This is a genomic window from Aquabacterium sp. (assembly GCF_049317225.1).
In the GTDB taxonomy this organism is placed as follows: Bacteria; Pseudomonadota; Gammaproteobacteria; order Burkholderiales; family Burkholderiaceae_C; genus Aquabacterium.
Window position 1 is genome coordinate 16,115 of record NZ_JBMOIR010000020.1, and the last position, 21,853, is coordinate 37,967.

General features: G+C 60.1%; 18 protein-coding genes, 1 tRNA gene, 1 pseudogene and 1 other annotated feature. Of the genes and pseudogenes, 13 read left to right on the forward strand and 7 right to left on the reverse strand.

Annotation, left to right across the window (positions count from 1 at the left end; all coding sequences use genetic code 11):
- The first annotated feature begins 28 nt into the window (after window positions 1–28).
- Genes ACOYNB_RS11885 through ACOYNB_RS11895 form a run of 3 tightly spaced genes read left to right on the forward strand, consistent with a single transcriptional unit; the run spans window position 29 to window position 1,484 of the window.
- Complete coding sequence (locus tag ACOYNB_RS11885; RefSeq protein WP_422839263.1) at window positions 29–334, forward strand: DUF2818 family protein; 306 nt, start codon at window positions 29–31, stop codon at window positions 332–334.
- An 18-nt stretch (window positions 335–352) separates the two neighbouring features.
- Window positions 353–943, forward strand: a complete 591-nt coding sequence (locus tag ACOYNB_RS11890; RefSeq protein WP_422839264.1) for an NUDIX domain-containing protein — start codon at window positions 353–355, stop codon at window positions 941–943.
- Window positions 944–953: 10 nt separating this feature from the next.
- Window positions 954–1,484, forward strand: coding sequence for a DUF1178 family protein (locus tag ACOYNB_RS11895; RefSeq protein ID WP_422839265.1), 531 nt, complete (start codon window positions 954–956; stop codon window positions 1,482–1,484).
- Between the two features lie 37 nt (window positions 1,485–1,521).
- On the opposite strand, the gene ACOYNB_RS11900 is transcribed toward ACOYNB_RS11895, so the two are convergent.
- Window positions 1,522–2,961: an FAD-binding oxidoreductase gene (locus tag ACOYNB_RS11900; RefSeq protein WP_422839266.1), complete on the reverse strand. Its 1,440-nt coding sequence runs from the start codon at window positions 2,959–2,961 to the stop codon at window positions 1,522–1,524.
- Window positions 2,958–3,434 carry a DUF2069 domain-containing protein gene (locus ACOYNB_RS11905; protein WP_422839267.1) on the reverse strand — a complete coding sequence of 159 codons (477 nt, stop codon included), beginning with the start codon at window positions 3,432–3,434 and terminating at the stop codon, window positions 2,958–2,960. The genes ACOYNB_RS11900 and ACOYNB_RS11905 overlap by 4 nt, the downstream gene beginning before the upstream one ends.
- Before the next feature lie 48 nt (window positions 3,435–3,482).
- On the opposite strand from ACOYNB_RS11905, the gene ACOYNB_RS11910 reads away from it, so the two are divergent.
- The 3 genes from ACOYNB_RS11910 to aroC all read left to right on the forward strand — a co-directional run bounded on the left by ACOYNB_RS11910 (window position 3,483) and on the right by aroC (window position 6,650).
- Window positions 3,483–4,745, forward strand: coding sequence for a YihY family inner membrane protein (locus tag ACOYNB_RS11910; protein ID WP_422839268.1), 1,263 nt, complete (start codon window positions 3,483–3,485; stop codon window positions 4,743–4,745).
- A gap of 202 nt (window positions 4,746–4,947) precedes the next feature.
- The gene (locus ACOYNB_RS11915) at window positions 4,948–5,421 is read left to right on the forward strand and encodes a CBS domain-containing protein (protein WP_422839269.1); all 474 of its coding nucleotides are present in this window, start codon (window positions 4,948–4,950) and stop codon (window positions 5,419–5,421) included.
- Window positions 5,422–5,549: 128 nt separating this feature from the next.
- Window positions 5,550–6,650: a chorismate synthase gene (gene aroC, locus ACOYNB_RS11920; RefSeq protein WP_422839270.1), complete on the forward strand. Its 1,101-nt coding sequence runs from the start codon at window positions 5,550–5,552 to the stop codon at window positions 6,648–6,650.
- Window positions 6,651–6,691: 41 nt separating this feature from the next.
- On the opposite strand, the gene gloA is transcribed toward aroC, so the two are convergent.
- From gloA to ACOYNB_RS11940, 4 genes are all read right to left on the reverse strand, one after another.
- Window positions 6,692–7,111, reverse strand: a complete 420-nt coding sequence (gene gloA / locus ACOYNB_RS11925; RefSeq protein WP_422839271.1) for a lactoylglutathione lyase — start codon at window positions 7,109–7,111, stop codon at window positions 6,692–6,694.
- A 70-nt stretch (window positions 7,112–7,181) separates the two neighbouring features.
- Complete coding sequence (locus tag ACOYNB_RS11930) at window positions 7,182–9,032, reverse strand: chorismate-binding protein (RefSeq protein ID WP_422839272.1); 1,851 nt, start codon at window positions 9,030–9,032, stop codon at window positions 7,182–7,184.
- The gene (locus ACOYNB_RS11935) at window positions 9,025–9,513 is read right to left on the reverse strand and encodes a disulfide bond formation protein B (protein ID WP_422839273.1); all 489 of its coding nucleotides are present in this window, start codon (window positions 9,511–9,513) and stop codon (window positions 9,025–9,027) included. Before ACOYNB_RS11935 ends, ACOYNB_RS11930 begins: the two co-directional genes overlap by 8 nt.
- Window positions 9,514–9,517: 4 nt before the next feature.
- Window positions 9,518–9,973 (reverse strand): RidA family protein, encoded by a 456-nt coding sequence (locus ACOYNB_RS11940; RefSeq protein ID WP_374255540.1) that lies wholly within the window; start codon window positions 9,971–9,973, stop codon window positions 9,518–9,520.
- Window positions 9,974–10,103: 130 nt separating this feature from the next.
- Between ACOYNB_RS11940 and ACOYNB_RS11945 the strand changes: the two genes are divergently transcribed.
- Window positions 10,104–11,768, forward strand: coding sequence for a methyl-accepting chemotaxis protein (locus ACOYNB_RS11945; RefSeq protein ID WP_422839274.1), 1,665 nt, complete (start codon window positions 10,104–10,106; stop codon window positions 11,766–11,768).
- Window positions 11,769–11,855: 87 nt separating this feature from the next.
- On the forward strand, window positions 11,856–14,330 hold the full coding sequence (locus ACOYNB_RS11950; protein WP_422839275.1) for a DNA internalization-related competence protein ComEC/Rec2: 2,475 nt from the start codon (window positions 11,856–11,858) through the stop codon (window positions 14,328–14,330).
- 13 nt (window positions 14,331–14,343) lie between these two features.
- Here ACOYNB_RS11950 and ACOYNB_RS11955 read toward each other — a convergent pair whose 3' ends face one another.
- Window positions 14,344–15,636, reverse strand: a complete 1,293-nt coding sequence (locus tag ACOYNB_RS11955; protein ID WP_422839276.1) for a hemolysin family protein — start codon at window positions 15,634–15,636, stop codon at window positions 14,344–14,346.
- A 63-nt stretch (window positions 15,637–15,699) separates the two neighbouring features.
- Here ACOYNB_RS11955 and ACOYNB_RS11960 point away from each other — a divergent pair, with 63 nt between their 5' ends.
- From ACOYNB_RS11960 to ACOYNB_RS11980, 5 genes and pseudogenes are all read left to right on the forward strand, one after another.
- Window positions 15,700–16,527, forward strand: coding sequence for a symmetrical bis(5'-nucleosyl)-tetraphosphatase (locus tag ACOYNB_RS11960; RefSeq protein ID WP_422839277.1), 828 nt, complete (start codon window positions 15,700–15,702; stop codon window positions 16,525–16,527).
- Window positions 16,528–16,551: 24 nt separating this feature from the next.
- Window positions 16,552–16,641: transfer RNA gene (locus ACOYNB_RS11965), tRNA-Ser, on the forward strand.
- A gap of 283 nt (window positions 16,642–16,924) precedes the next feature.
- Window positions 16,925–18,151 (forward strand): annotated as a pseudogene (locus ACOYNB_RS11970) (IS3 family transposase).
- Window positions 17,203–17,319: a sequence feature (AL1L pseudoknot), on the forward strand. (Overlaps the previous pseudogene by 117 nt.)
- 278 nt (window positions 18,152–18,429) lie before the next feature.
- Complete coding sequence (locus tag ACOYNB_RS11975; protein WP_422839278.1) at window positions 18,430–19,248, forward strand: hypothetical protein; 819 nt, start codon at window positions 18,430–18,432, stop codon at window positions 19,246–19,248.
- A complete protein-coding gene (locus ACOYNB_RS11980; protein ID WP_422839279.1) occupies window positions 19,248–21,554 on the forward strand; it encodes a UvrD-helicase domain-containing protein in 2,307 nt (768 codons plus the stop codon). Before ACOYNB_RS11975 ends, ACOYNB_RS11980 begins: the two co-directional genes overlap by 1 nt.
- The last annotated feature ends 299 nt before the right edge of the window (window positions 21,555–21,853 follow it).

Here is a 21,853-nt window from a genome sequence, read left to right on the forward strand (position 1 = left end):
TGATGACCTTGGGTCGTCGGGTCGCCGTATGACGGGCCTTGTGCCCGTCTGGGCGATCTACACTGTGCTGTTGGCCGCGTTGATCGCGGCCAATTTGCCATTCATCAACGAGCGACTGTTCGTCGTGGGGCCGGTGCGTGCACCGAAGGCCGTGGCATGGCGCTTGTTGGAATTGCTGGTTTATGCATTGGGCGTGGCCGCAATGGGCTGGGGGCTGGAAACGCACCTGGGTCAGGCCAGCCCGCTGCGCTGGGAATTCGTGGCCGTGTGGTTGTGCGTGATGCTGACCCTGGCGTTCCCAGGTTTTGTGTGGCGCTATCTGCGTCGCCAGTGACCCCTTGCTGAGGCCACCATGTCTGATGCGCCCTTGAGCGACGATCACCTGCGTGAGGACACGCTGTCGTCGGAGCCTGTCTACCAGGGCAAATTTCTGCAGATGCGGTGCGACAGGGTCCGTTTGCCCGATGGCCGGGAGGCCTCGCGGGAATACGTGGTGCACCCCGGGGCAGTGATGGTTGTGGCCATCTTGCCCGATGGGCGTTTGGTGATGGAGCGGCAGTACCGTTACCCCGTGCGTCAAACCATGATCGAGTTTCCAGCAGGCAAGCTGGATCAGGGCGAGGGCGGTTTGGCCTGTGCGCAGCGTGAGTTGCTGGAGGAAACCGGTTACCGCGCCAAGCGTTGGGCCAAGGCGGGCATCATGCACCCGGTGATTGGCTATGCCACCGAGGTGATTGAAGTCTGGTTTGCCGACGACTTGACCTTGGGTGAGCGTCACCTGGACGAGGGTGAGTTTCTGGATGTGTTTGCTGCCACCCAGGATGAGCTGGAAGCCTGGATGCGTGATGGCCAGTTGACCGATGCCAAGACTGTGGTCGGCATGATGTGGCTGCTGCAATGGCGCGCCGGGCGTTGGCCCTTGGACTGGCAAGTCGTTTCCTGATCTGTTGGGTATGTTGGTTGTTGATCTGCATTGCGAACACGCGCATGTGTTCGAAGGCTGGTTTGCTTCGGCAGAAGACTTGGCCTCGCAGCAAGCACGTGGGTTGGTCAGTTGTCCTGTGTGTGGCAGCGTCAACGTCGTGCGCCGGCCTTCTGCGTCGCGCTTGAACGTGTCGGGGTTGAAGGACGAGTCAGAACCGCGTCGTGATGATGCACAAGCCAGTCGCCGTGCGTCGGCACCGATGACCGCACCCGCTTCACAGGTCGACCATGGCGAGCCGAAGTTGGCGTCCGGCGAAGCCACCGAGATGCTGGAGGCCGTGCAGGCGGTGTATCTGCAGGCTGTTCGGGAGGTCCTGGCGCAAACCGAAGATGTGGGCGCCCGCTTTGCGGACGAAGCCCGCAGCATTCACCACGGCGATGCGCCCGTGCGGCCGATTCGCGGGCAGACCACGCCAGAGGAGCGTGAAGCCTTGCAGGATGAAGGCATTGAGGTGCTCAGCCTGCCCGTGCCAGATGCGCTAAAGGGGCCGGTTCAATAATCATTGGATCGCACGTCCCAGCCATGGGGAACTGAGCTTATTGCGGCACGGTGCGACCGGGGTTCAGGATGCCATGAGGGTCCAGAGCCTGTTTGATCGAGCGCATCATGGCCAGTGCGGCAGCGGGTTTGCGTCGCGCCAGCTCTTCGCAGCGCAGCAGGCCGATGCCATGCTCGGCCGAGAGGGTGCCCTGGTAGGCGTCCACCATGTCAAAGACCACGGTGTTCACCTGACGTTCGAACGACAGCAGGGCCTTGCCTTGCGCGTGCGCGGCGGGTGGCTGGACGTTGTAGTGCAGGTTGCCGTCGGCCAGGTGCCCGAAACAGACAATGCGCGCCCCGGGCCACCGTTCGCGCAGCGCAGCCTCGGTGCACTCGACAAAGTCTGCGATGGACGAGGTGGGCACGCCGATGTCATGTTTGACCATCATGCCTTCGGCGCGTTCGGCCAATGGAATGCTTTCGCGTACCCGCCACATGGATTGCTGTTGCGAGCCGTTGGCTGCGATCACCGCGTCGACACATTCGGATTGTTCGTGCGCCTCGGCCAGCAGGCTTTCAAGGCGTGCGCGGGCGTGGTCTTCACTGTCGCTGCTACTGTGTTCGAGCAGCACCGTCCAGGGGGCGCTGGTGTCGCCCAGCATGCGTGCGGCCTCGGGCTCGTGGCGACGCAGCAGGGCCAATGGAAAAGCGGCCATGACCTCGAAAGCAGTGAGGCCGGCATCCAGGTGGCGACGACTGCGCTCCAGCAGGCGGGTGGCCGCCAGCAGGGACTGGCAGTAGATCAGTGCGGTGCAGGTGCCCCGGGGTTTGGGGTAAAGCCGCAAGGTCGCGGCAGTGATGATGCCGAGCGTGCCTTCGCTGCCGATGAGCAGGTCGCGCAGGGCGTAGCCGCTGTTGTCTTTGCGCAAGGCTTTGAGGCCATCCCAGATGTCGCCTTGAGCGGTGATCGCTTCCAGGCCCAGACACAGTTCGCGCGCGGTACCGTAACGCAGCACCTGCGTGCCGCCCGCATTGGTGGCCAGGTTGCCACCAATGGTGCACGTGCCTTCGGAGGCCAGTCGCAGCGGAAAGAGCAGGCCTTCGCGGTCTGCCGCCGCTTGCACGTCGGCCAGTAGGCATCCGGCTTCGACCGTCATGGACAGGTTGGCGGGGTCAACCTGCAGGACACGGTTCATGCGCGTGAGGCTCAGGACAATCTGTTGTCCGCTGTTATCGGGCACGGAGCCACCCACCAGGCTGGTGTTACCCCCTTGCGGCACGATGGTGAGGCCATGTTGCGCGCACAGTGTGACCACATTGGCCACTTCCTGGGCGTTCGCGGGTTTGACGATGGCGAGCGCTTGACCCCGGTAGCGCTTGCGCCAGTCGACCAGATGACGCTCGCAGTTGTTCGCATCGTCTGGGACGAGCACGTGGGGCGTACCCACAAGTTGCCGAAGCGAACTCAGGACGGATGCGTCAGGCACGGTGGTCATGCTGAGGTGTCGTCTGCGGTTTTCTTGGCCTTGGGTGGCAGCACACGCAGACGCAGGCGGATGTACACCGCGCAGGCCGTGAACAGGGCCACGCTCAAGGTGACTTCGATGCCGGCCAGCACCTGAGACAGTCCGGTGTCGCTGGTGGCGCGCACCACGCCCTCGGTGAAGTACAGCCAGACCAGTAGCGACACCCAGCGATAGGTGTAGAGCTTGTGCTTGAGAAAACCGGCGATGGCCAGCGTCAGGGGCAGGGCCTTGAAGGCGAGAGACCCGGTTCCGCCTGGAAGGGGGGCCAGCCACAATTCCCAAGCCACGCTCAGGCCAATCAGGCTGATCAGCAGGGCGATGTTGAGCAGGCGCATGCGCTCGATCAGGGCGCGGCGGGCAGGGGGATGGGGGGCAAACACAGCCTCCAGCGTGTCGGCGGCGGGCTGGGGCGTGGCGGGGGCGGAAGTGGTGGTCTCGTTCATGGCAAAAATCAGGCGACCGATGCCCGGCGTAGTGCCAGGGGACGGCGCATGACTGGCATCATAGCCAGCATGACGTCGAAATGGATTTTTTGGGCGAATGCCCGTCAACGATGGGTCTTGCTGGTGCACACGCTGCAGCAGTGGCCGTGGATGCGCACCTTTGAAACCTTGCGCCAGCGATTTCGGGAAGACAAGCTGGGGCTGACGGCCGGGAGCCTGACGTTCACGACCACGATTGCGCTGGTGCCCCTGTTCACGGTGATGCTGGCTTTGTTCAGTGCGTTTCCGGTGTTTGCGCGTTTCCGCAAGATTCTGGAGCAGCAGGTGATTCAGGGCATGGTGCCCGACATCATCGCCAAGCCGGTGCTGGTGTCCCTGACCAAATTTTCCGCCAAAGCCAGCCAGTTGGGTGGGATGGGGATGGTGGCGCTGGGCGTGACCGCGATGGCATTGATGCTGACCATTGACCACACGCTCAACGGGATCTGGCGAGTCAAGACCGCGCGACCGTTTGCGCAGCGCGTGCTGGTCTATTGGGCTGCGTTGACCCTGGGGCCCTTGTTGGTCGGCGCGAGTTTGTCCATGACCTCGTATGTGCTGTCGGCCTCTCGCGGACTGGTGGATGAGTTGCCAGGAGGCGTCAGTGTCTTGCTGGGCTTGATGGTCTTTTTCCTGCAGACGTTTGGCTTTGCGGCGCTTTACAAATTTGTGCCGAACACGTTTGTGCGCTGGGATCATGCTTGGGGCGGTGCACTGTTTGCTTCATTGGGCCTGGAGTTGGGGCAACGGGTGTTGGCCTTGTACCTGTCGAACGTGCCGGTCTACGCCACGATCTATGGCGCCTTTGCGGCGGTGCCGATCTGTCTGGTCTGGATCTACACGAGTTGGCTGATTGTGTTGATGGGCGCGGTGATCGTGGCTTACACGCCGAGTCTGCTGTCGCAGGTCAAGCGGTGGCCGGACACGCCGGGGCACCGGTTTTCTTTGGCGCTGGCTTTGCTCAAGGCGTTGCAAACGGTTCAACACGCACCAGAGCGTGGCCTGACCGCGGAAGCCTTGGCGCACCAACTGCGTACCGACCCTCTGCAGATTGAGCCTTTGCTGGAGGGCTTGGTCGAGTTGGACTGGATCGGGCAGTTGAACGACGAAGCGTCTCGACACGGTGGGCGGTTTGTATTGTTGTGCGATCCCTTGACGACGTCCGTGGCGCCTTTGGTGGGGAGCGTGCTGTTGAAGCCGGATGGATTCACCCAAGGGTTCTGGAGCCGCGCGGGGCTGGATGACATGACCTTGGCTCAGGCGTTGGCCTGAGTAGGCATAAAAAGCGGTGCGGGATCAGGGTCAATACCCTGTTCACAAGGACGTGTCTCTGTCGCAATGAAGGGGCAGCAGTCAACAAGGTGTCCTGATCTTGCGCAACGTGAGGCGCAGGACGTGGATTTGTCGGACGGATGGGGCTATATTGCGCCCGTAGGGCCTGTTGTCTACGCCCATTTTTCTAGGAGAGCGAGTCATGAAAGTCAGCGACATTCTGCGAGTGAAGGGCGGCACCCTGTTCACCGTTCAACCGGAACAGTCTCTGGCCGATGCGGCTTCCACCATGGCTGAGCATGACATTGGCTCTCTGGTGGTGATGGATCACGGTGACTTGGTTGGCATGCTGACCTTCCGTGAAGTCATCAAGGCCACGGTGCGCAACAGCGGGGTGTTTGGCAGCCTGACCGTGCGCACGGTGATGGACGACCACCCGCTGACTTGCACGCCTGACACCGAACTGGATGAGGTGCGTCGCATGATGCTGAGCCGTCACGCGCGCTACATGCCGGTCATGACGCAAAAGACCCTGATGGGCGTGATCTCGTTCTACGACGTGGCCAAGGCCGTGGTGGACGGACAGGATTTCGAGAACCGCATGCTCAAGGCTTACATCCGCGACTGGCCCGTCACCGAAGACGGGGCCGGCAAGGAGCCGCAGGCCCTGCTGTGATGCGGCTGGGTGACTGAGCGTCGCGTGAGCGCCCGGTGATGCCGGGCGTTTTCATTTCTGTTGCTGTGGTTCCCGGCCTGATGGGGGACAATAGCGGTTTTCCTGTTGCATAACTCGGTTGGCGCTCTATGGCTGGCAGCACCTTTGGTCTTTTGTTCACGGTCACAAACTTTGGCGAATCGCACGGTCCGGCGATTGGCTGCGTGATCGATGGTTGCCCTCCGGGCATGACCTTGTCCGAGGCGGACATTCAGCCCGATCTGGATCGCCGTCGTCCGGGTACTTCGCGTCATGTGACGCAGCGTAACGAGCCCGATGCCGTCGAGATCCTGAGCGGCGTGTATGAAGGCAAGACAACGGGTGCGCCGATTGCGCTGCTGATTCGCAATACCGATCAGCGCTCGAAGGACTACGGCAACATCCTGCAGACTTTCCGTCCCGGTCATGCCGACTACACCTACTGGCACAAGTACGGCATCCGCGACCCGCGTGGTGGTGGCCGTTCGTCAGCCCGTCTGACGGCTCCGATGGTGGCCGCCGGTGCCGTGGCCAAGAAGTGGCTGCGTGAGCAGTTCGGCACCGAGATTCGTGCCTGCATGACCCAGTTGGGTGAGGTGCCCATTGCCTTCGAAGGCTGGGACCATGTGCCCAACAACCCGTTCTTTGCGCCCAACGAAAGCCAGATCGAGCAGTTGGAGTCCTACATGGACGAGTTGCGCAAGGATGGCGATTCGTGTGGGGCCAAGCTGATCGTGGAAGCCAGCGGCATGCCAGTGGGTTTGGGCGAGCCGCTGTTTGACAAGCTGGATGCCGACATCGCGTACGCCATGATGGGCATCAACGCCGTCAAGGGTGTGGAGATTGGTGCCGGTTTCGAGAGCGTGAGCCAGCGCGGTACCGTGCATGGCGATGAGTTGTATCCAGATGGCTTTGCCTCGAACCATTCGGGGGGGGTGTTGGGTGGCATGTCGACCGGGCAAGACCTGCGCGTGGCCATTGCGATCAAGCCGACCAGCTCAATCCGTACGCCCCGTCAGTCGATTGACCTGCACGGTCAGCCAGCCACGGTCGAGACTTTTGGTCGCCACGACCCATGCGTGGGCATTCGCGCCACCCCGATCGCAGAGGCGATGCTGGCGCTGGTGCTGATTGACCACGCCTTGCGCCACCGCGCCCAGTGCGGGAACGTGGTGGTGGACACGCCAAAGATTGCGGCCCATCGGCCTTGAAACAAGAAAGGGACCTCACGGTCCCTTTTTCATTGGGTGGCTCAGGCTTGCAGTTCACTGGCGTGTTCGGGGCGTTCGATCAATTCGATCTTGTAGCCATCCGGATCGGTGATGAAGGCGATGACGGTGGTGCCGCCCTTGATGGGGCCGGCCTCGCGGCTGATGCTGCCGCCCAGGGTGGCCGTTTTGGCACGCACAGCTTCGCAGACCGCTGCCGCGTTGTCGACGCCCAAGGCGATGTGGCCGTAGGCCGTGCCCAGTTCGTAACGGTCGACGCCGTAGTTGTAGGTCAACTCGATTTCAGCGTGCTCTGGGTTGCGACCGTAGCCCAGGAAAGCCAGGGTGTATTGCTGCTCAGGCCGGTCGGTGGTGCGCAGCAGAGTCATGCCCAGAGCCTGGGTGTAGAAGTCGATGGAGCGCTGCAGGTTGCCAACGCGCAGCATGGTGTGCAGAAGACGCATGGTGTGAAGAGGTCAGGGGTGTGAAGGCTTGGCAGTCTGCCACCGAGCGGCATTTGACTGCAGGGCAGGGTTATCGAAGCGTGAGCGAGGCCAGGTCCACATCGAGCCAACCGCGCACACTGTTGAGCAAGGCCAGCCCTTCTGCGCGCGACAGGTCACTGAGGTACAGCACCCGCTCTTGCAGGACGCCTTCGTCCAGCAGGGTAGCGCGCATCACACCTGGCAGCAGGCCGCATGACACGGGCGGGGTGTACCAGATGCCGTCGAGCTTCAGGGCTATGTTGCCGATCGTGAACTCGGTGAGTTCGCGCTGAGCGTTGTACAAGAGGGTGTCAAAACAGCCCAGTGGCGGTTTGAATGCCGCATAGGCTTCGCGACGCGTGGTCTTGTGCCAGATGAAGGCATCTGCCGGGGGCATGGCTTGTGGTGCCAGCGCTACCCGGACAGGCTGTTGGGTGGTCGGTAACGGTGCGGCCTCGAGTTGGACATTCCGTTGGTCGTCCACCAACAGGCGCACCTTGTAGACGCCTGTGGCGTGGGCTCGAGCGGCGTCTTGCAAGGCCGCATGGATGCGTTGCACCAGATCCTGACACTGTGCCTCATCCGACGCGAAGTGGAAGTGGCGTGCGGCGTTCAGCACGCGGGCCAAGTGACGAGGTTGGCGCAGGATGACGCCGTCTTCCAAGCGCAGGGACTCGAGCAATTGGAACGGCTGGCTGGCGCGCACCAGAAAGGCCTTTTTGGCCTCCCACTCTCGGGCCTCACCCGGGCCGGTGGCGTCGAGGGTGATGCCACTGCCGATGCCGCAATGGGCGCGCCAGGGGGCGGGGGGCGGCAGGGTGTCGACCGTGATGGTCCGGATGGGGACGTTGAAGGTCACATGACCGCCTGGCTGCATGAGGCCCACGGCACCGCAATAGACGCCACGCGCGCTGCGTTCGAGTCGGGCGATGTGGTGCATGGCCTGGCGTTTGGGGGCGCCAGTGACCGAGCCACAGGGGAAGAGGGCGGCAAACAATTCGCTCAGTTGAACACCGGGACGGCTGTCTGCGGTGATGGTGGAGGTCATTTGCCAGACTGTGGGCAAGGCCATGAGCTCAAACAAGGCAGGGACCTTGACGCTGCCCGTGACCGCGACACGCGACAGGTCGTTGCGCAACAGGTCGACGATCATCAGGTTTTCTGCCCGTTCTTTGGCACTGCTGTGCAGGTGCTCGGCGGCGGTCTGGTCGCTGGTGGCATCATGGCCGCGTGGTGCGGTGCCTTTCATGGGGCTGGTCGTGATGTGTTGACCATCCCAATCGAAAAACAGTTCGGGTGACACGCTCAAGACGGTGCCGGGGGCGCGACTGGCAGCGCGGGCATCAAGCATGAGTGCGTAGCTTTGAGGCTGACTGCGGCGCAAGGCCATGAACCAAGGCCACAAAGCGGCTGGGGGGCCTTCGAAGGGGCTGCGTTGCTGCCCGGTCAGGTTGATTTGGTATACCTCGCCGGCACGGATCAACTCGCGGATTTGCTCCACCTTGTGCTCGATGGTGACCTGATCCAGATCGCCTTGCCAAGGCCCCACTTGCCAGGGGGCTGCAGGCAGGTCGTGGCTGATGGCTTGACCATCCCATGGCTCGGCATGGTCGAATACTGCCCACACGGCATAGGGCTGACCCGGCGGCAGCGCCTTGACGGGCAGGTGCGGGTTCAGGCCAGGGGCTGCCTCGTAGGCAACCCAACCCACACACCATTGCCCCTGTTGGGCCAGTTGGTGGGCGGCATCCAGCAAGCCCGCGACCTGACTGGGGTCGTGGGCGACCAGCCATCGTGCCGGGCGGTCGAATCGCCAGCGCCGGCGTGCCTCGCTTGGATGTCCAGGTGGCGCCGGAAAGTCCACCAGCGCCGTGGGCAGATGGGGATCCTGATCAAGCACGACGTTGAGGTGTCAAAGTGCTGAACACCAGGATGCCACCCGCCACGGCAAACAGGGCCAAGGACCAGAACTCGAACGGCACGCCCAGGATGCTCACCGCCGCATCGGCGCAACTGGCGCGGACCTCAAACCATTCGGGCCAACGGGTGTCGAGACCGAAGAACCCGATCACCTGGTCGGCAAAGGTCATGGCGCACGAATTGGTTTTGGCGGCCACGAAGTGCTGCCACAACGCGGCGCAAATTCCCCCAGCGCTGAGCACCGCACCGACCCCGGACAGGACCCGACGCGCCAAGTCCACGGGCAGGGCTGCACCGATCAAGGACAGGACCGTCAACAAAATGAAAATGATGCGCTGGAGGATGCACCACGGGCACGGCTCCATGCCGAACTTGTGTTGAGCCAAGAGCGCGAGGCCGACGGACGCCCCGCACACGAGGCCCAGTACCAGCAACAGGGTGCGGGGGGCAAGCTGGCGCATGGTGTCAGGCAACTTCAGCAATCAGCTCGATTTCCACGCATGCCCCCAGAGGGATCTGGGCGACGCCAAAGGCGCTGCGTGCATGCACGCCCTTTTCACCAAACACCTCGCCCAGCAACTCGGAGCATCCGTTGGTGACCAGGTGGTGCTCGGTGAATTCGGTGGTGCTGTTGACCAGGCTCATCACCTTGACGATGCGGACCACTTTGTCGAGGCCGCCAGCAGCCACTGCCAGGGTGCCCATCAGGTCGATGGCAACGGCGCGGGCGGCTTGCTTGCCCTCTTCTGTTGTCATGTTCTGTCCGAGCTTGCCAACCCACACAGCACCGTCTTTCTTGGCAATGTGACCAGACAGGAAGATGGTGTTGCCTGTTCGCGCAAACGGCACATAAGAGGCAGCAGGAACGGCAACGGGCGGCAGGGTGATGCCGAGGTCTTTCAGGCGTTGTTCGATGGACATGGCGATGTGGAAACCTCAAATCAGGGTAAGACCGGATCGTACACCGTGACCGGTAGCACGACTGTGTGAGCGGGCCTCTTCAGTTTTTCATCTCGGGTCCGAAAACACCGATATCGCTGAGGAATAAGTCATGAAAAAAACAGTGACGATCGCAAGTCGGTTGTGGATCCCGCCTGTCGTGATTGCGGCGACAACGGTGGTGGTTGGGGTGACGGCGGCAGCCGTCATGGATTCGGTCGACAAAGCCTCTGCGCAGGCCTTGTCGGCGCAGCAGCAGAAGCTGGAGTTGGCCTACACCTGGGCGGGGCTGACCGAGGCCAATGCCGTGCGCACGATGGCTGGGCTGCAGACGGTCGATGCCGATTTGGAAGCCAAGCTCAAGCCCGACCTGGAGAAGACGTCCGCGCGCATCTCGGAGTTGCAAAAGCAACTGGAAACGCAGTCGACGACACCGCCGGAAAAAGAGCTTCTGGACAAGGTGGCAACGGCCCGCAAGACCTATATTGGCTTGCGAAACGATGCCAAAAAGCTGAAGACCGATGGACAACTCGATGCGGCCCAACAGGCATTGACCACGCAGGTGGTGCCGGCCGTCAAGAGCTATCTGGATGCTCAGCGCGAGTTCGTTCAATTTCAGACGCATCACACAGAGGAAGTGCGTGACGGTGCGCTGAGTTCTGGCAAGCGCGTCGTGATGTGGCTGATTGGTGCCATGGCGACCCTGGGCGTGTTGTTGCTGATCAGTACCCGCGCACTGTCCCAGGCAGTTTTGAAGCCGCTGAAGGAATTGGGCATCGCCACGGAGCAAGTGGGCGCGGGCGATCTGACCGCCAACATTCATGTCGTCCATGGCGACGAAATTGGTGAAATGGCCAGTTCCTTGCAGCACATGCGTGATTCGCTGCACCAGATCGTGGGGCGTGTTCGCCAGACAGCAGACAGCATTGCAACCGCATCCAGCGAAATTGCCAGCGGGAATGCCGATCTGTCGCGTCGAACCGAGCAACAGGCCGCCGCATTGCAACAAACCGCCGCATCCATGCAGCAGATGACCGATGTGGTGCAGCAAAACGCCAGCAATGCCCAGCAGGCGACTCAGTTGGCCGGTCAGGCCGCACAGGTCGCCAACCAAGGTGGCGAGGTCGTTGGCCGTGTGATCACGACCATGGATGACATCACGGCCAGCAGCCGCAAGATTTCGGACATCATTGGCGTGATTGACGGCATCGCCTTCCAGACCAACATCCTTGCGCTCAATGCGGCGGTGGAGGCTGCACGTGCGGGTGAACAAGGTCGAGGCTTTGCTGTCGTGGCGGGCGAGGTGCGGTCGTTGGCGCAACGCAGTGCCAACTCCGCACGTGAGATCAAGAGCCTGATTGCAGATTCGGTCAGCAAGGTGGAGGCTGGTAGCCAACTGGTGAACGAGGCGGGCACAACCATGGCCGAGATCGTGCGTCAGGTGAACCACGTAACCCAATTGATTTCTGAGATCAACACCTCGACGGTCGAGCAGTCGGGCGGTATCCGTCAGGTGAACCAGGCCGTGACATCTCTGGATAACGGTACGCAGCAAAACGCAGCCTTGGTGGAAGAGTCTGCTGCAGCTGCCGAGAGTTTGCGCCTGCAGGCCAACGAATTGATGAAGATGGTGTCGGTCTTCAACTTGGGCGGCCCAGGTCATGCACAGCAGGTGCAGGACCGTGTGCAGAGTCTGGGGCAGACGCAGCAGCCGGCCTTGTCACACGCTGGCTCGTCCATCACCCCTCGGGGCGAAGGCAGATTGATGCTGCGCTGATGACAATGTGAGCCATTCAAGGCGCGACAGACGCCGGATGGCTGCCGAGCTGGTGAGGCTCGGCTTCCCGCGGGGAGGCGGGGCACATTGCAACGTGATGTTTTGTCGGGCTGGCCCGGATGGCTGGTGCTGTGTGTCGGCTGGTTGTTGGGCGTGAGCCTGCAACTGGCCGAATCTGTTTTGTGGGCACCCTCGGCCTACCTGGCAGGACTGGGTGGGGCGACCGTCCTGCAGGGCTGTGTGGGCTGGATGGCGTGGGCCGGGCGGCTGGCGGTGCCTTGGCGGGTGATGGGGTCGGCCTTGGCCCTGTGCCTGACGGGATGGGGCAGCACGGGTTATCGGGCGTGTCAGCAGCAGGCCATAACGTGGCACGGTGGGGTGCAAGACCTTGCGCTGACGGTGCGAACCGAAGGCCTGCCGCAGCCCATGGCCGGTGGCAATGTGCGCTTTGAAGCCCGGGTATTGGAAGCACGAGCGCTGGATACGCCGACCACGTTGCCATGGAGGTCGGGCGCACTTGTGAGCCTGATAGCCGATGCCGCTTCGGGCTTGGGCGAGGTGACCGCTGGGCAAACCTGGTCGCTGCACGCGCGCTTGCATGCCCCCGATGGCTTGGTGAACCCTGGTGGGCACCATGCCATGCGCTACCTGTTTGAGCAGGGCATTGGGGCGGTGGGCTCGGTTCGTGCCAAAGCGATGCGACCCGTGATGGTGTCGCCGGCATCCAGTGTGTGGCAGGGGGGCATCGACCGGTTTCGGCAGCGGGTGAGGGCGGCCCTGATGCAGGCCGTGCCGGATGCGCAAGCCGCCGGAGTGTTGGCTGGGCTGGCCGTGGGGGATCAGTCGGCCATGGATCGCGCTGACTGGGATGTGTTTCAGCGCACCGGTGTGTCACACGTCGTGAGCGTCAGCGGGACCCATGTGGTCATGTTGGGCTGGCTGGTGGCCGTTTGTGTGCGTCGCGTGTGGTCACGCAGCGCACGCCTGGTGCACCGGTGGCCCGCACCGCAGGTCGCGGCCTGGCTGTCGGTCGTGGTGTCGGCGCTGTATGCCCTCGTGGCGGGGTGGGGGGTACCCGCTCAGCGCACGGTGTGGATGATGGCTGCGACCGTTGCCCTGAAAACGTCGGGGCGAAGGTGGCCTTGGGGGCTGGTGCTGTGTGGGGCTGCCGTGCTGGTCACCGTGTGGGACCCGTGGGCGTTGTTGCAGCCGGGGTTCTGGCTGTCGTTTGTGGCTGTGGGTGTGCTGATGAGTGATGGCGCGCAAGCGCCGACGGATGGGCGTTGGCCGCAGCAGGTTTGGCAGGGCGCCCGCACGCAGTGGCGTGTCTCCCTGGCGCTGACCCCGCTGGCGCTGGTGTGTTTTCAGCAGGCGTCCATGGTGGGGCTGTTTGCCAATTTGGTGGCGATTCCGGTGTTCACCTCGGTGATCACGCCCTTGGCGCTGTTGGGCGTGGTGGCCCATGGCGTGTGGGGCTTGGGGGCGTGGATGACCCACCTAACGATGGTGACCTTGTCATGGATGGCTGCGGTGCCTGGGGCTGTGTGGTCTACCCCCGAATTGCCCTTTGCGTGCCAGGTCGCGGCTGTGTTGATGGGGGCGCTGCAGTTCACCGCCATGCCCTTGGTTTGGCGCTGCATGACTTGGTCTTGGTTCCTTCCGCTGCTGTACCTGCCGCGCGGGTGGTTGTTGGTGCCCCCGCCCGCGCTGGGACAGGTGTCGGTCGTGGCCGCCGACGTGGGGCAGGGCACGGCCGTGCTGGTGCGAACGGCGCGACACAGCCTGTTGTTCGATGCGGGTGGGCGCTTGCCTTCCGGCGTGGACATGGGACAGCGTGTGGTGGTGCCTTTGTTGCGGGCGCTGGATGTGACCCAGTTGGATGAATTGCTGATCAGCCACGAAGACACGGATCACGTGGGCGGGGCCCTGTCGGTGTTGCAAAGCGTGTCCATCGTGCGTCTGCGAAGTTCCTTGGCACCGGATCATGAGGTGCGGGCATGGCATGCCCCCAAGCGTCTGCCCAAACCGCACACCCGCTGCGAGGCCGGGCAGAGCTGGATCTGGGATGGTGTGCGCTTTGATGTGTTGCATCCGCATGCCGATGATTACGCCCGGCGCAGCCAACTGGCGCCGAATGCCTTGTCATGCGTGCTGCGCGTGTCCACGCTCGCAGCGCCGCAGCGCAGTTTGTTAATTGCGGGCGATGTGGAAGCCCGCCAGGAGGCCGCGCTGATTGACCGACAACGGGCGGGGACGCCGGCCACCAACCTGGCCAGCACGATTTTGGTGGCACCCCATCACGGCAGCGACACATCGTCGACGATGGCGTTTCTGCAGGCCGTGGCGCCCCAGCAGGTGGTGGTGCAAGCCGGTGCACGCAACCGTTACGGGCACCCGTCACCCGAGGTGGTCAAACGGTACCAGCAACTGGGGATGAGCTGGGTGGCCACCCCGCAATGTGGCGCCTGGGTGTGGCACAGCCAGATGCCGGGCGCAGGCGACTGCTGGCGACAGCACCATGCGCACTATTGGGTGACGCAGCCTTCCCAAGGTTCGCCCTAGCGGGCTGGGCGCCTCAGTCCGACGTGTTCAGGCGCGAAGCCAGCACCTTGTCGATGCGCTTGCCATCCATGTCCACCACTTCAAAGCGCCAACCTTCCCACTCGATGGCATCGGTGGTTTTGGGCAGGCGACCCAGCAGCAGCATCACCATGCCGGCCAGGGTGTTGTAGCGGCCACGGTCTTCGTCGGGCAGCACCTTCAATTCCAGCCGGTCTTTGAGTTCGTGTGTAGGGATCAGGCCGTCAATCAGCCACGAGCCGTCGTCGCGTTGAATGGTCCAGGCGTCGTCCGCTTCCAAAGGCGTGAACTCGCCGGTGATGGCTTCCAGCACGTCACGCAGGGTGATCACACCTTGGACTTCACCGTATTCATCGACCACGAACACCATCTGGGTGTCCGAGCCACGGAAGTGCTCCAGCAACTCCATGCCCGACAGGGTTTCGGGCACAAACACTGCAGGCAGCAAACCCTCGTTGAGGTCGCTGTTTTGGTTCTGCGTGAGTTGATGCAGCAAGTTCTGGGCCGTGGCCACACCGACCACGTCGTCCAGCCCGCCGCGGCAGACCGGGTAGCGGGAGTAGCCGTGCTCGGCAATGGTGGCGAGGTTTTCGCTCATCGGGACTTCGATGTCCAGCCAGGCGATGTCACTGCGCGGGATCATCATCGAGCCAATCTGCCGCTCATCCAGGCGGAACACGTTGCGCACCATCTGGTGCTCGTGTGCCTCGATCACGCCGGCGTCCAGACCTTCTTCCAGCTGGGCGGCGATTTCTTCTTCGGTCACGCTGCGGCCACCGTTGTCCCGGATGCCCAGCAGCTTGAGGATGGCCTCGGTGGACGCTGCCAGAAACGCGACGAAAGGGCGCGTCAGCGTGGACAGAAATCGCATGGGCTTGGCAACCATGCGCGCCACGGGTTCGGGGTACATCTGGCCCACACGCTTGGGCACCAGTTCACCAAAAATGATGGACACGAAGGTGATGATGACCACGACCAAGCCGGTGGCGGTGACTTCTGCCACCTTTTCCGTCAAGGGGAAGGTTTCGAGCAGCCAGGTCTCCAGCGGGGGCGAGAAGGCCGCCTCACCGACGATACCGTTGAGCAAACCGATCGACGTGATGCCGATTTGCACGGTCGAGAGAAATTGAGTCGGGTTGTCGTGCAGGTTCATGGCCGCCTGGGCCCCTGCGTCGCCGGTCTCGGCCATCACTTGGAGACGCGCTTTGCGGGTGGCCGCCAGCGCCATTTCGGACATGGCGAACAGGCCGTTGAGCAAAATCAGGAAAATCAGTAGAGCTAAGTCCATATCAGGCGCCGATCCGCGTCGGGCCAACAATCACGACGTGCGAAGCGTAGCAGAATCCATTCCATGATTTACCTTGTTGGAGATTTGCAGGGGTGTTGCCAGCCGTTGGAGCGCCTGCTGCAGACGATTGATTTTTCACCGTCACGCGACCAGCTGTATTTGCTGGGGGATTTGGTCAACCGTGGTCCGGATTCCTTGGGGGTGCTGCGGCGGTTGCGTGGCCTGGAAGGGGCCGCGACCTGCCTGCTGGGCAACCACGACCTGCACCTGCTGGCGGTGGCGCATGGCGTGCGCAAGCCGCACCGCAGCGACACGCTGGACGGCATCTTGCTGGCGGATGACCGCGATGACTGGTTGAACTGGCTTCGACAGCAGCGCTTGGCGGTGCATGCGCACGGTTGGCTGATGGTGCATGCCGGGGTGGTGCCCCAGTGGGATGCGGCTCAGACGGTGGCCCTGGCCGGTGAAGTGGAGACCATGTTGCGTGGCCCTGAGTTGGGGAGTTTTTTGCAAACCATGTACGGCAACGAGCCGGCACGCTGGCGGGACGATCTGCAGGGGGTGGATCGCTGGCGCTGTGTCGTCAACAGCCTGACCCGCCTGCGTTTTTGCTCAGAAGACGGGACGATGGACTTTCTGACCAAAGATGGCGCCGATGGTGCACCTTCGGGCTTCATGCCCTGGTTTGACGTGCCGGGACGCCGAACGGTGGGTACACCCATTGCGTTTGGCCACTGGTCAACCCTGGGTCTGATCAACCGCGATGACCTGCTGGCGCTGGACACAGGTTGCATCTGGGGCGGCAAATTGACGGCGGTGCGTGTCGATGGCGCCACGCGTGAGCTGATTCAACTGGATTGCCCTCAAGCGCAGAAGCCGGGACAGCATTGACTGGCACTACAATGCAAAGCTTCAGGGTGTGTGGCCGAGCGGTTTAAGGCACCGGTCTTGAAAACCGGCGAACGTTTGCGCGTTCCGTGAGTTCGAATCTCACCGCACCCGCCAATCTAAGTTGTTGATTTGTAAGTATTTCATTGCAAATCAACAACTTGCAAGCTTCAACTGTGACAGTTGGCTGTGACATTTTGGTATCTTCAGCACATGAAGGACAAGATGGCAAAGCCCATAGGATTGGCCCCCAGAGGGCAATCGAAACAGTTGCGTATTTGCATCCCCAAAGACCTTTGGGATGCCTACGGTGGTCGCAAAGACATCCGTATCAGCCTTGGCAAGCTCAGTGAACCGCCCCGGATTTCGAGGAGGCTCAACACTCTGAGAGGATTGAGCCATGAGCAAGTCGAACAAGTTTTCGCCCGAGGTGCGTGAGCGCGCGGTGAGGATGGTGCAGGAGCACCGAGGGGAGTACCCGTCGCTGTGGGCGGCCATCGAGTCCATTGCGCCCAAGATTGGCTGCGTGCCACAGACGTTGAACGAATGGGTCAAGCGCGCCGAGGTCGATGCCGGCGTGCGAGTCGGCGTGACGACCAGCGAGGCACAGCGTGTGAAGGAGCTTGAACGCGAGGTGCGTGAGCTGCGCAAGGCCAACGAGATTCTGAAGTTGGCCAGCGCGTTTTTCGCCCAGGCGGAGCTCGACCGCCGCATCAAGTCCTGAAGTGCTTCGTCGACCAGCATCGCCAACAGTTCGGGGTCGAGTCGATCTGTCGCGTCTTGCAGATCGCCCCGTCGGCGTACTGGCGCCATGCGGCTCGCCAGCGCAACCCGGCGCTGTGCTCGCGTCGCGCGCAGCGCGATGCGAATCTGGTGCCGCAGGTACAGCGTGTGTGGCAGGCCAACATGCAGGTCTACGGCGCTGACAAGGTCTGGCGCCAGCTCAACCGAGAAGGCATAGTGGTGGCGCGCTGCACCGTCGAGCGGTTGATGCGTCAGCAGCAACTGCAGGGCGTGCGCCGCGGCAAGGCGGTACGCACCACGGTTCCCGACCCCAAGGCCCCATGCCCACTGGACCGAGTCAATCGGCAATTCCGTGCCGAGCGGCCTAACCAACTCTGGGTCTCAGACTTCACCGATGTCTCGACCTGGCAGGGCTGGGTCTACGTGGCGTTCGTGGTCGACGTGTTCAGTCGGCGCATCGTGGGCTGGCGCCAGAGCAGCTCGATGCACACCGAGTTCGTGCTCGACGCGCTGGAGCAGGCGCTGTATGACCGCAAACCGTCCGACGATGGTAGCCTGACGCACCACTCCGACAGGGGGGGCGCAATACTTGTCCATTCGCTACAGCGAGCGCCTGGCCGAGGCCGGCATTGAGCCGTCAGTGGGCTCCAAGGGCGACAGCTACGACAACGCCTTGGCCGAGACCATCAACGGGCTCTACAAGGCCGAGGTCATTCACCGGCGCGGGCCGTGGAAGACCAAGCAGGCGGTGGAACTGGCGACGCTGGAATGGGTGGCTTGGTTCAACCACCATCGATTGATGGAGCCGCTGGGCTACGTCCCACCCGTCGAGTTCGAGGCCAATTACCATAGACAACGCGCTGGTCAGGCCGCGACCGTCTGACTTAAACCAACGGGCCTCCGCGATTGCCGGGGCGGTTCAGTTCGGTGTGTCCAGGCTGGATGACCTCAGCGACTGTCGGGCTGTGCTTGTGATTTGTGTGGCTGTTGTCAAACGCGCGGTACTTGTTTGAATTCTTGCTCTAGGTGAGCTCAATGTTTCGGTAAGGTGCTGCTAGTTTCTGCCGTTGTTAGTTTAGTTATATAATTTTATATTGGGTGGGCTCTTCTTTATGTGTGGGCCAAAATGGAGTTTGGTCTAATAATTTAATTGGGGTCGTCGTGAGGAATGTTGTAAAAGCGCCTGAAAACAGAATAACGCAGGGCACGGTTTTTTATGGTGCAAGATCGCCTTATGGCGATCAGGCTTGTTATGGTGTGGGTATTACGGCCCGTTGTGATACTGCCAGAGAATTCAAGGCGGCTACATTTACCTTTCTCCCGATTGTCAGCGTGAAAGACTGGTTGTTACACGAGGCTCTTCCCAAAGTCGCGGCCGATTTGTTGAGTTCCGTAAAGGGGGCTTTAAAAGCGAAGCTGATGGAGAAGGATGGTACTGATGTCGTTTTGACGGCATTTGGTGTTGAGGCGGCCTTTGAAAAACTTGGTGTTTCGGAAAAAGCTATTAAAAGTGCGCGACAGACCTACGATGATGCGATGGCTGCGATGGCTTTGAAATCCGATGATTTGACGGATCTGCCTAAAAGTGTAAAGAAGGCTCTGCATGCAGATTTTGTGAAGCTAACGAAGGGCACTTTGCAGGATTTCTTCTTTCTTGACCAAATTGAAGCGTTCCCCTTGGAGGGGCAAACTTTAGGCTATGTCGTACTTCTGCGAGACGTGAGGTCAATAGATCGAAAACTGGCGCTCACGATGCTTGGCGGCATGGATCGAAGTAAGCTGCTAGCTTGCGTTGGACAAGACGACTCAAGTGGGCACCTATTTGTGGGGGATGATGATTTGGCTCTTCCAGTTAGCGAGATAGTGTCTCCATATGTGGAGAAGTTGCTGCAAAATTTCTCAATGCTATTTGGGCGAATTGGGACTAAGGATGTTCCCGAGTCATGTTCGCAGGCTGTGTTTGATTTTCTGGAGGTTTGATGTCATATTTCTTGATTGATAAAGCGGCATGCGAGGCATTTGTTAGGGATCGTTTTTATCAGAATGTTGGCTTCGCTCCTGGACGTTCACTTGTGAATCTTTTCCGGGGTGCCTCAGTTGTGCTTCCTGATGTTTTGCAGGTTCGATGTAAAAGTGGTGTCATTTTGACTCCGACTGCATCTGTTGCGACCGCAGAGCAAGATGCGTTGGTCTTGGATATGCAGTCTTTGACGTTGGTTAACGATTGCGGTGACGCAGAACTTTTGTTGGCTCTGCAAAAGATTATGAGATTCTGCGTTAAGTACTGGGACGGTCTTGCGCTTAGTAGCGGCGAAAGGATTTTGAAAGGTTCTACTAAGGCGCTCGTCTTTCCATTTCCCTATGTGGCGAATAGGATGGGATATAGAGTTACTGTAGAGCGTGAGCCGAATGCCAAGAGGTTGTCTAAGAGAACTACTGCGAGATACCTTCTAGCATACAAGAGCGGCACGTCTGAAGGTGATGGTGCTAGCGAAGAGGCGGGTTTGACAGTGTTTAGGGCTGCGCATGATGAATATGTGGCCTATCTGCATTCGAGGAGGTCAAATAATTCTGTAGATACAGTTGCTCGCCCGAGCATATCCTCGTTGGGTGTTACCACACTGACAGCCGATATGGGGAGTTTGCCGCCGGAGCAGGGTTTTGATCGCTGGGCTAAGTTACTGACAGACGACCAGCGAAGGTTCGTCGAATCGGATTGGACTATTCCTCACCGGTTGCAGGGCCCTGCTGGAACTGGGAAGACTTTGTGTTTGGTTCTGAAAGCGATCGGCGTATTGAAGAAAGCGGAGCTCCTCGGGGTTTCCCATAGTGCAATATTCATTGCGCCTAGTGAAGAGGTGGCTGAGCTCATAAAGAATAGAATCTCAGGAAACGGCGGGTCTGACTATCTTGTTGAGTTATCTGAGGGTTATGTCGAAAAGAAGAATAAAATATCTGTGGTTACGCTGCAGAGGTTGTGTGCGGATTTGCTGAATTATGAGATCGACGAGTCTGAGTTCTTGGATAGGGATTCGGTTGAATCCAAGAATGTTCAGTTGTTGTATCTGGATCAGATAGCTGAGCAAATTAAGAGCAAGGAACTTGCCTCGGTGAGGTCATTTCTTACTCCTGAATTTTATTCGTTCCTTGATGCTGAGGATGGGTGGGTTTTGGCGCAGTTGTTTCAGCATGAGATTAGTTCGGTAATCAAGGGGCGTGCAAATGGCGGCCTTGAAGCTTACAAGGCTATTCCGCCCTCTTCATATGGATTGCCCGTCCGGGGAGAGAGGGATAAGGAGTATGTGTTTAGAAAATTTCAAGAGTATCAGGGGAAATTGGAGGCCGCTAACCAGTACGATGTGGATGACGTGGTGATATCGGCTATTGGGCAGTTGGATACACCTATTTGGCGTCGCAGGCGTCAACAGTTGGGTTACGACTCAATATACGTGGATGAGGTGCATTTGTTTAATTTAAATGAAATTTCGGTTTTGCACTATCTCACCAGAGGTGGGGGTGCCGTGCCAATTTCATATAGTATTGATCGTAGTCAGGCGGTAGGGGATATTGGTTGGGGGGATGGTGACTTACGTGCGGCTATCGGCGAGGATGGCGGGGTGGTTGAGAGTAACAAGGTCTCGGCTGTCTTTCGTAGTTCGCCTGATATCGTGGAGTTGGCCTTCTTTGTCACGGCGTCCGGTGCTAGCTTGTTTACTAGCTTCGAGAACCCAATTGAGTTCTCTGGCGAGACCTTCACGGCCGAAGACGAAAAGAAGTGTGCAAAGCCTTGTGTGAACTACGTCGAATCAGATGAGCTCCTGTCTGCAGTCATCTATCGCCGGGCGGATGAGGTTGCCAAGTCACTTAATGCATCGAGAGATAATGTGTTGGTGGTCATTTTTGATGACCAGTTGTTGGCTAACGTGCGGGAGGAATGGCGAGTTGCTAACAAAGTCTTCAAAGTCTTGACTCGACGCGGTGATTTTGCAACTATCAGTTCAGCAAATAAAGCGGGTTGTTTGGTGTTGAGTCCTCCTGATCTGGTTGGTGGGTTGGAGTTTCAGGCTGTTATTCTTGTTGGTTGTGATAAGGGGCGCTTGCCTCCTGCGGCGGGTCAATCTGATTATTCTCGTGCCTATCTTAATTATAGGGCTCACAATAATCTATATGTTGCCATTACTCGTGCCAAATATAGGTTGGAGTTTATTGTTAATAAAAATAGAGGTATTTCGGATATCCTTTCTGGCGCTGTAAGCCGGGGGTTGCTTGAGTCTTGTGACGCATAGCTAATGGTTTGTGAGGTTTCTTTGAGTAGATCTTTCTTTGGTTGTCGTCATTGCTAAGCGTAGTGTCGGCTGGTTGTTCTCTGGATAATCTGCAAGGGCACTGGTTTTGCACTTGGAGCCTCCTGTTGATAACCCTATGTCATTTTTGATGTGCTTAGTACTTGATTCCAATAGGGTGGTGAGCACATCAATTATGCAGGCAAGTGTATAGGCACCATCCCTGGCAGTGCCCTTGAGGGCGATCTCCTAACTCTGCAGTTGTTCCATCAAGTAAAACTCCACTCTGGTAAGTCGCGAAC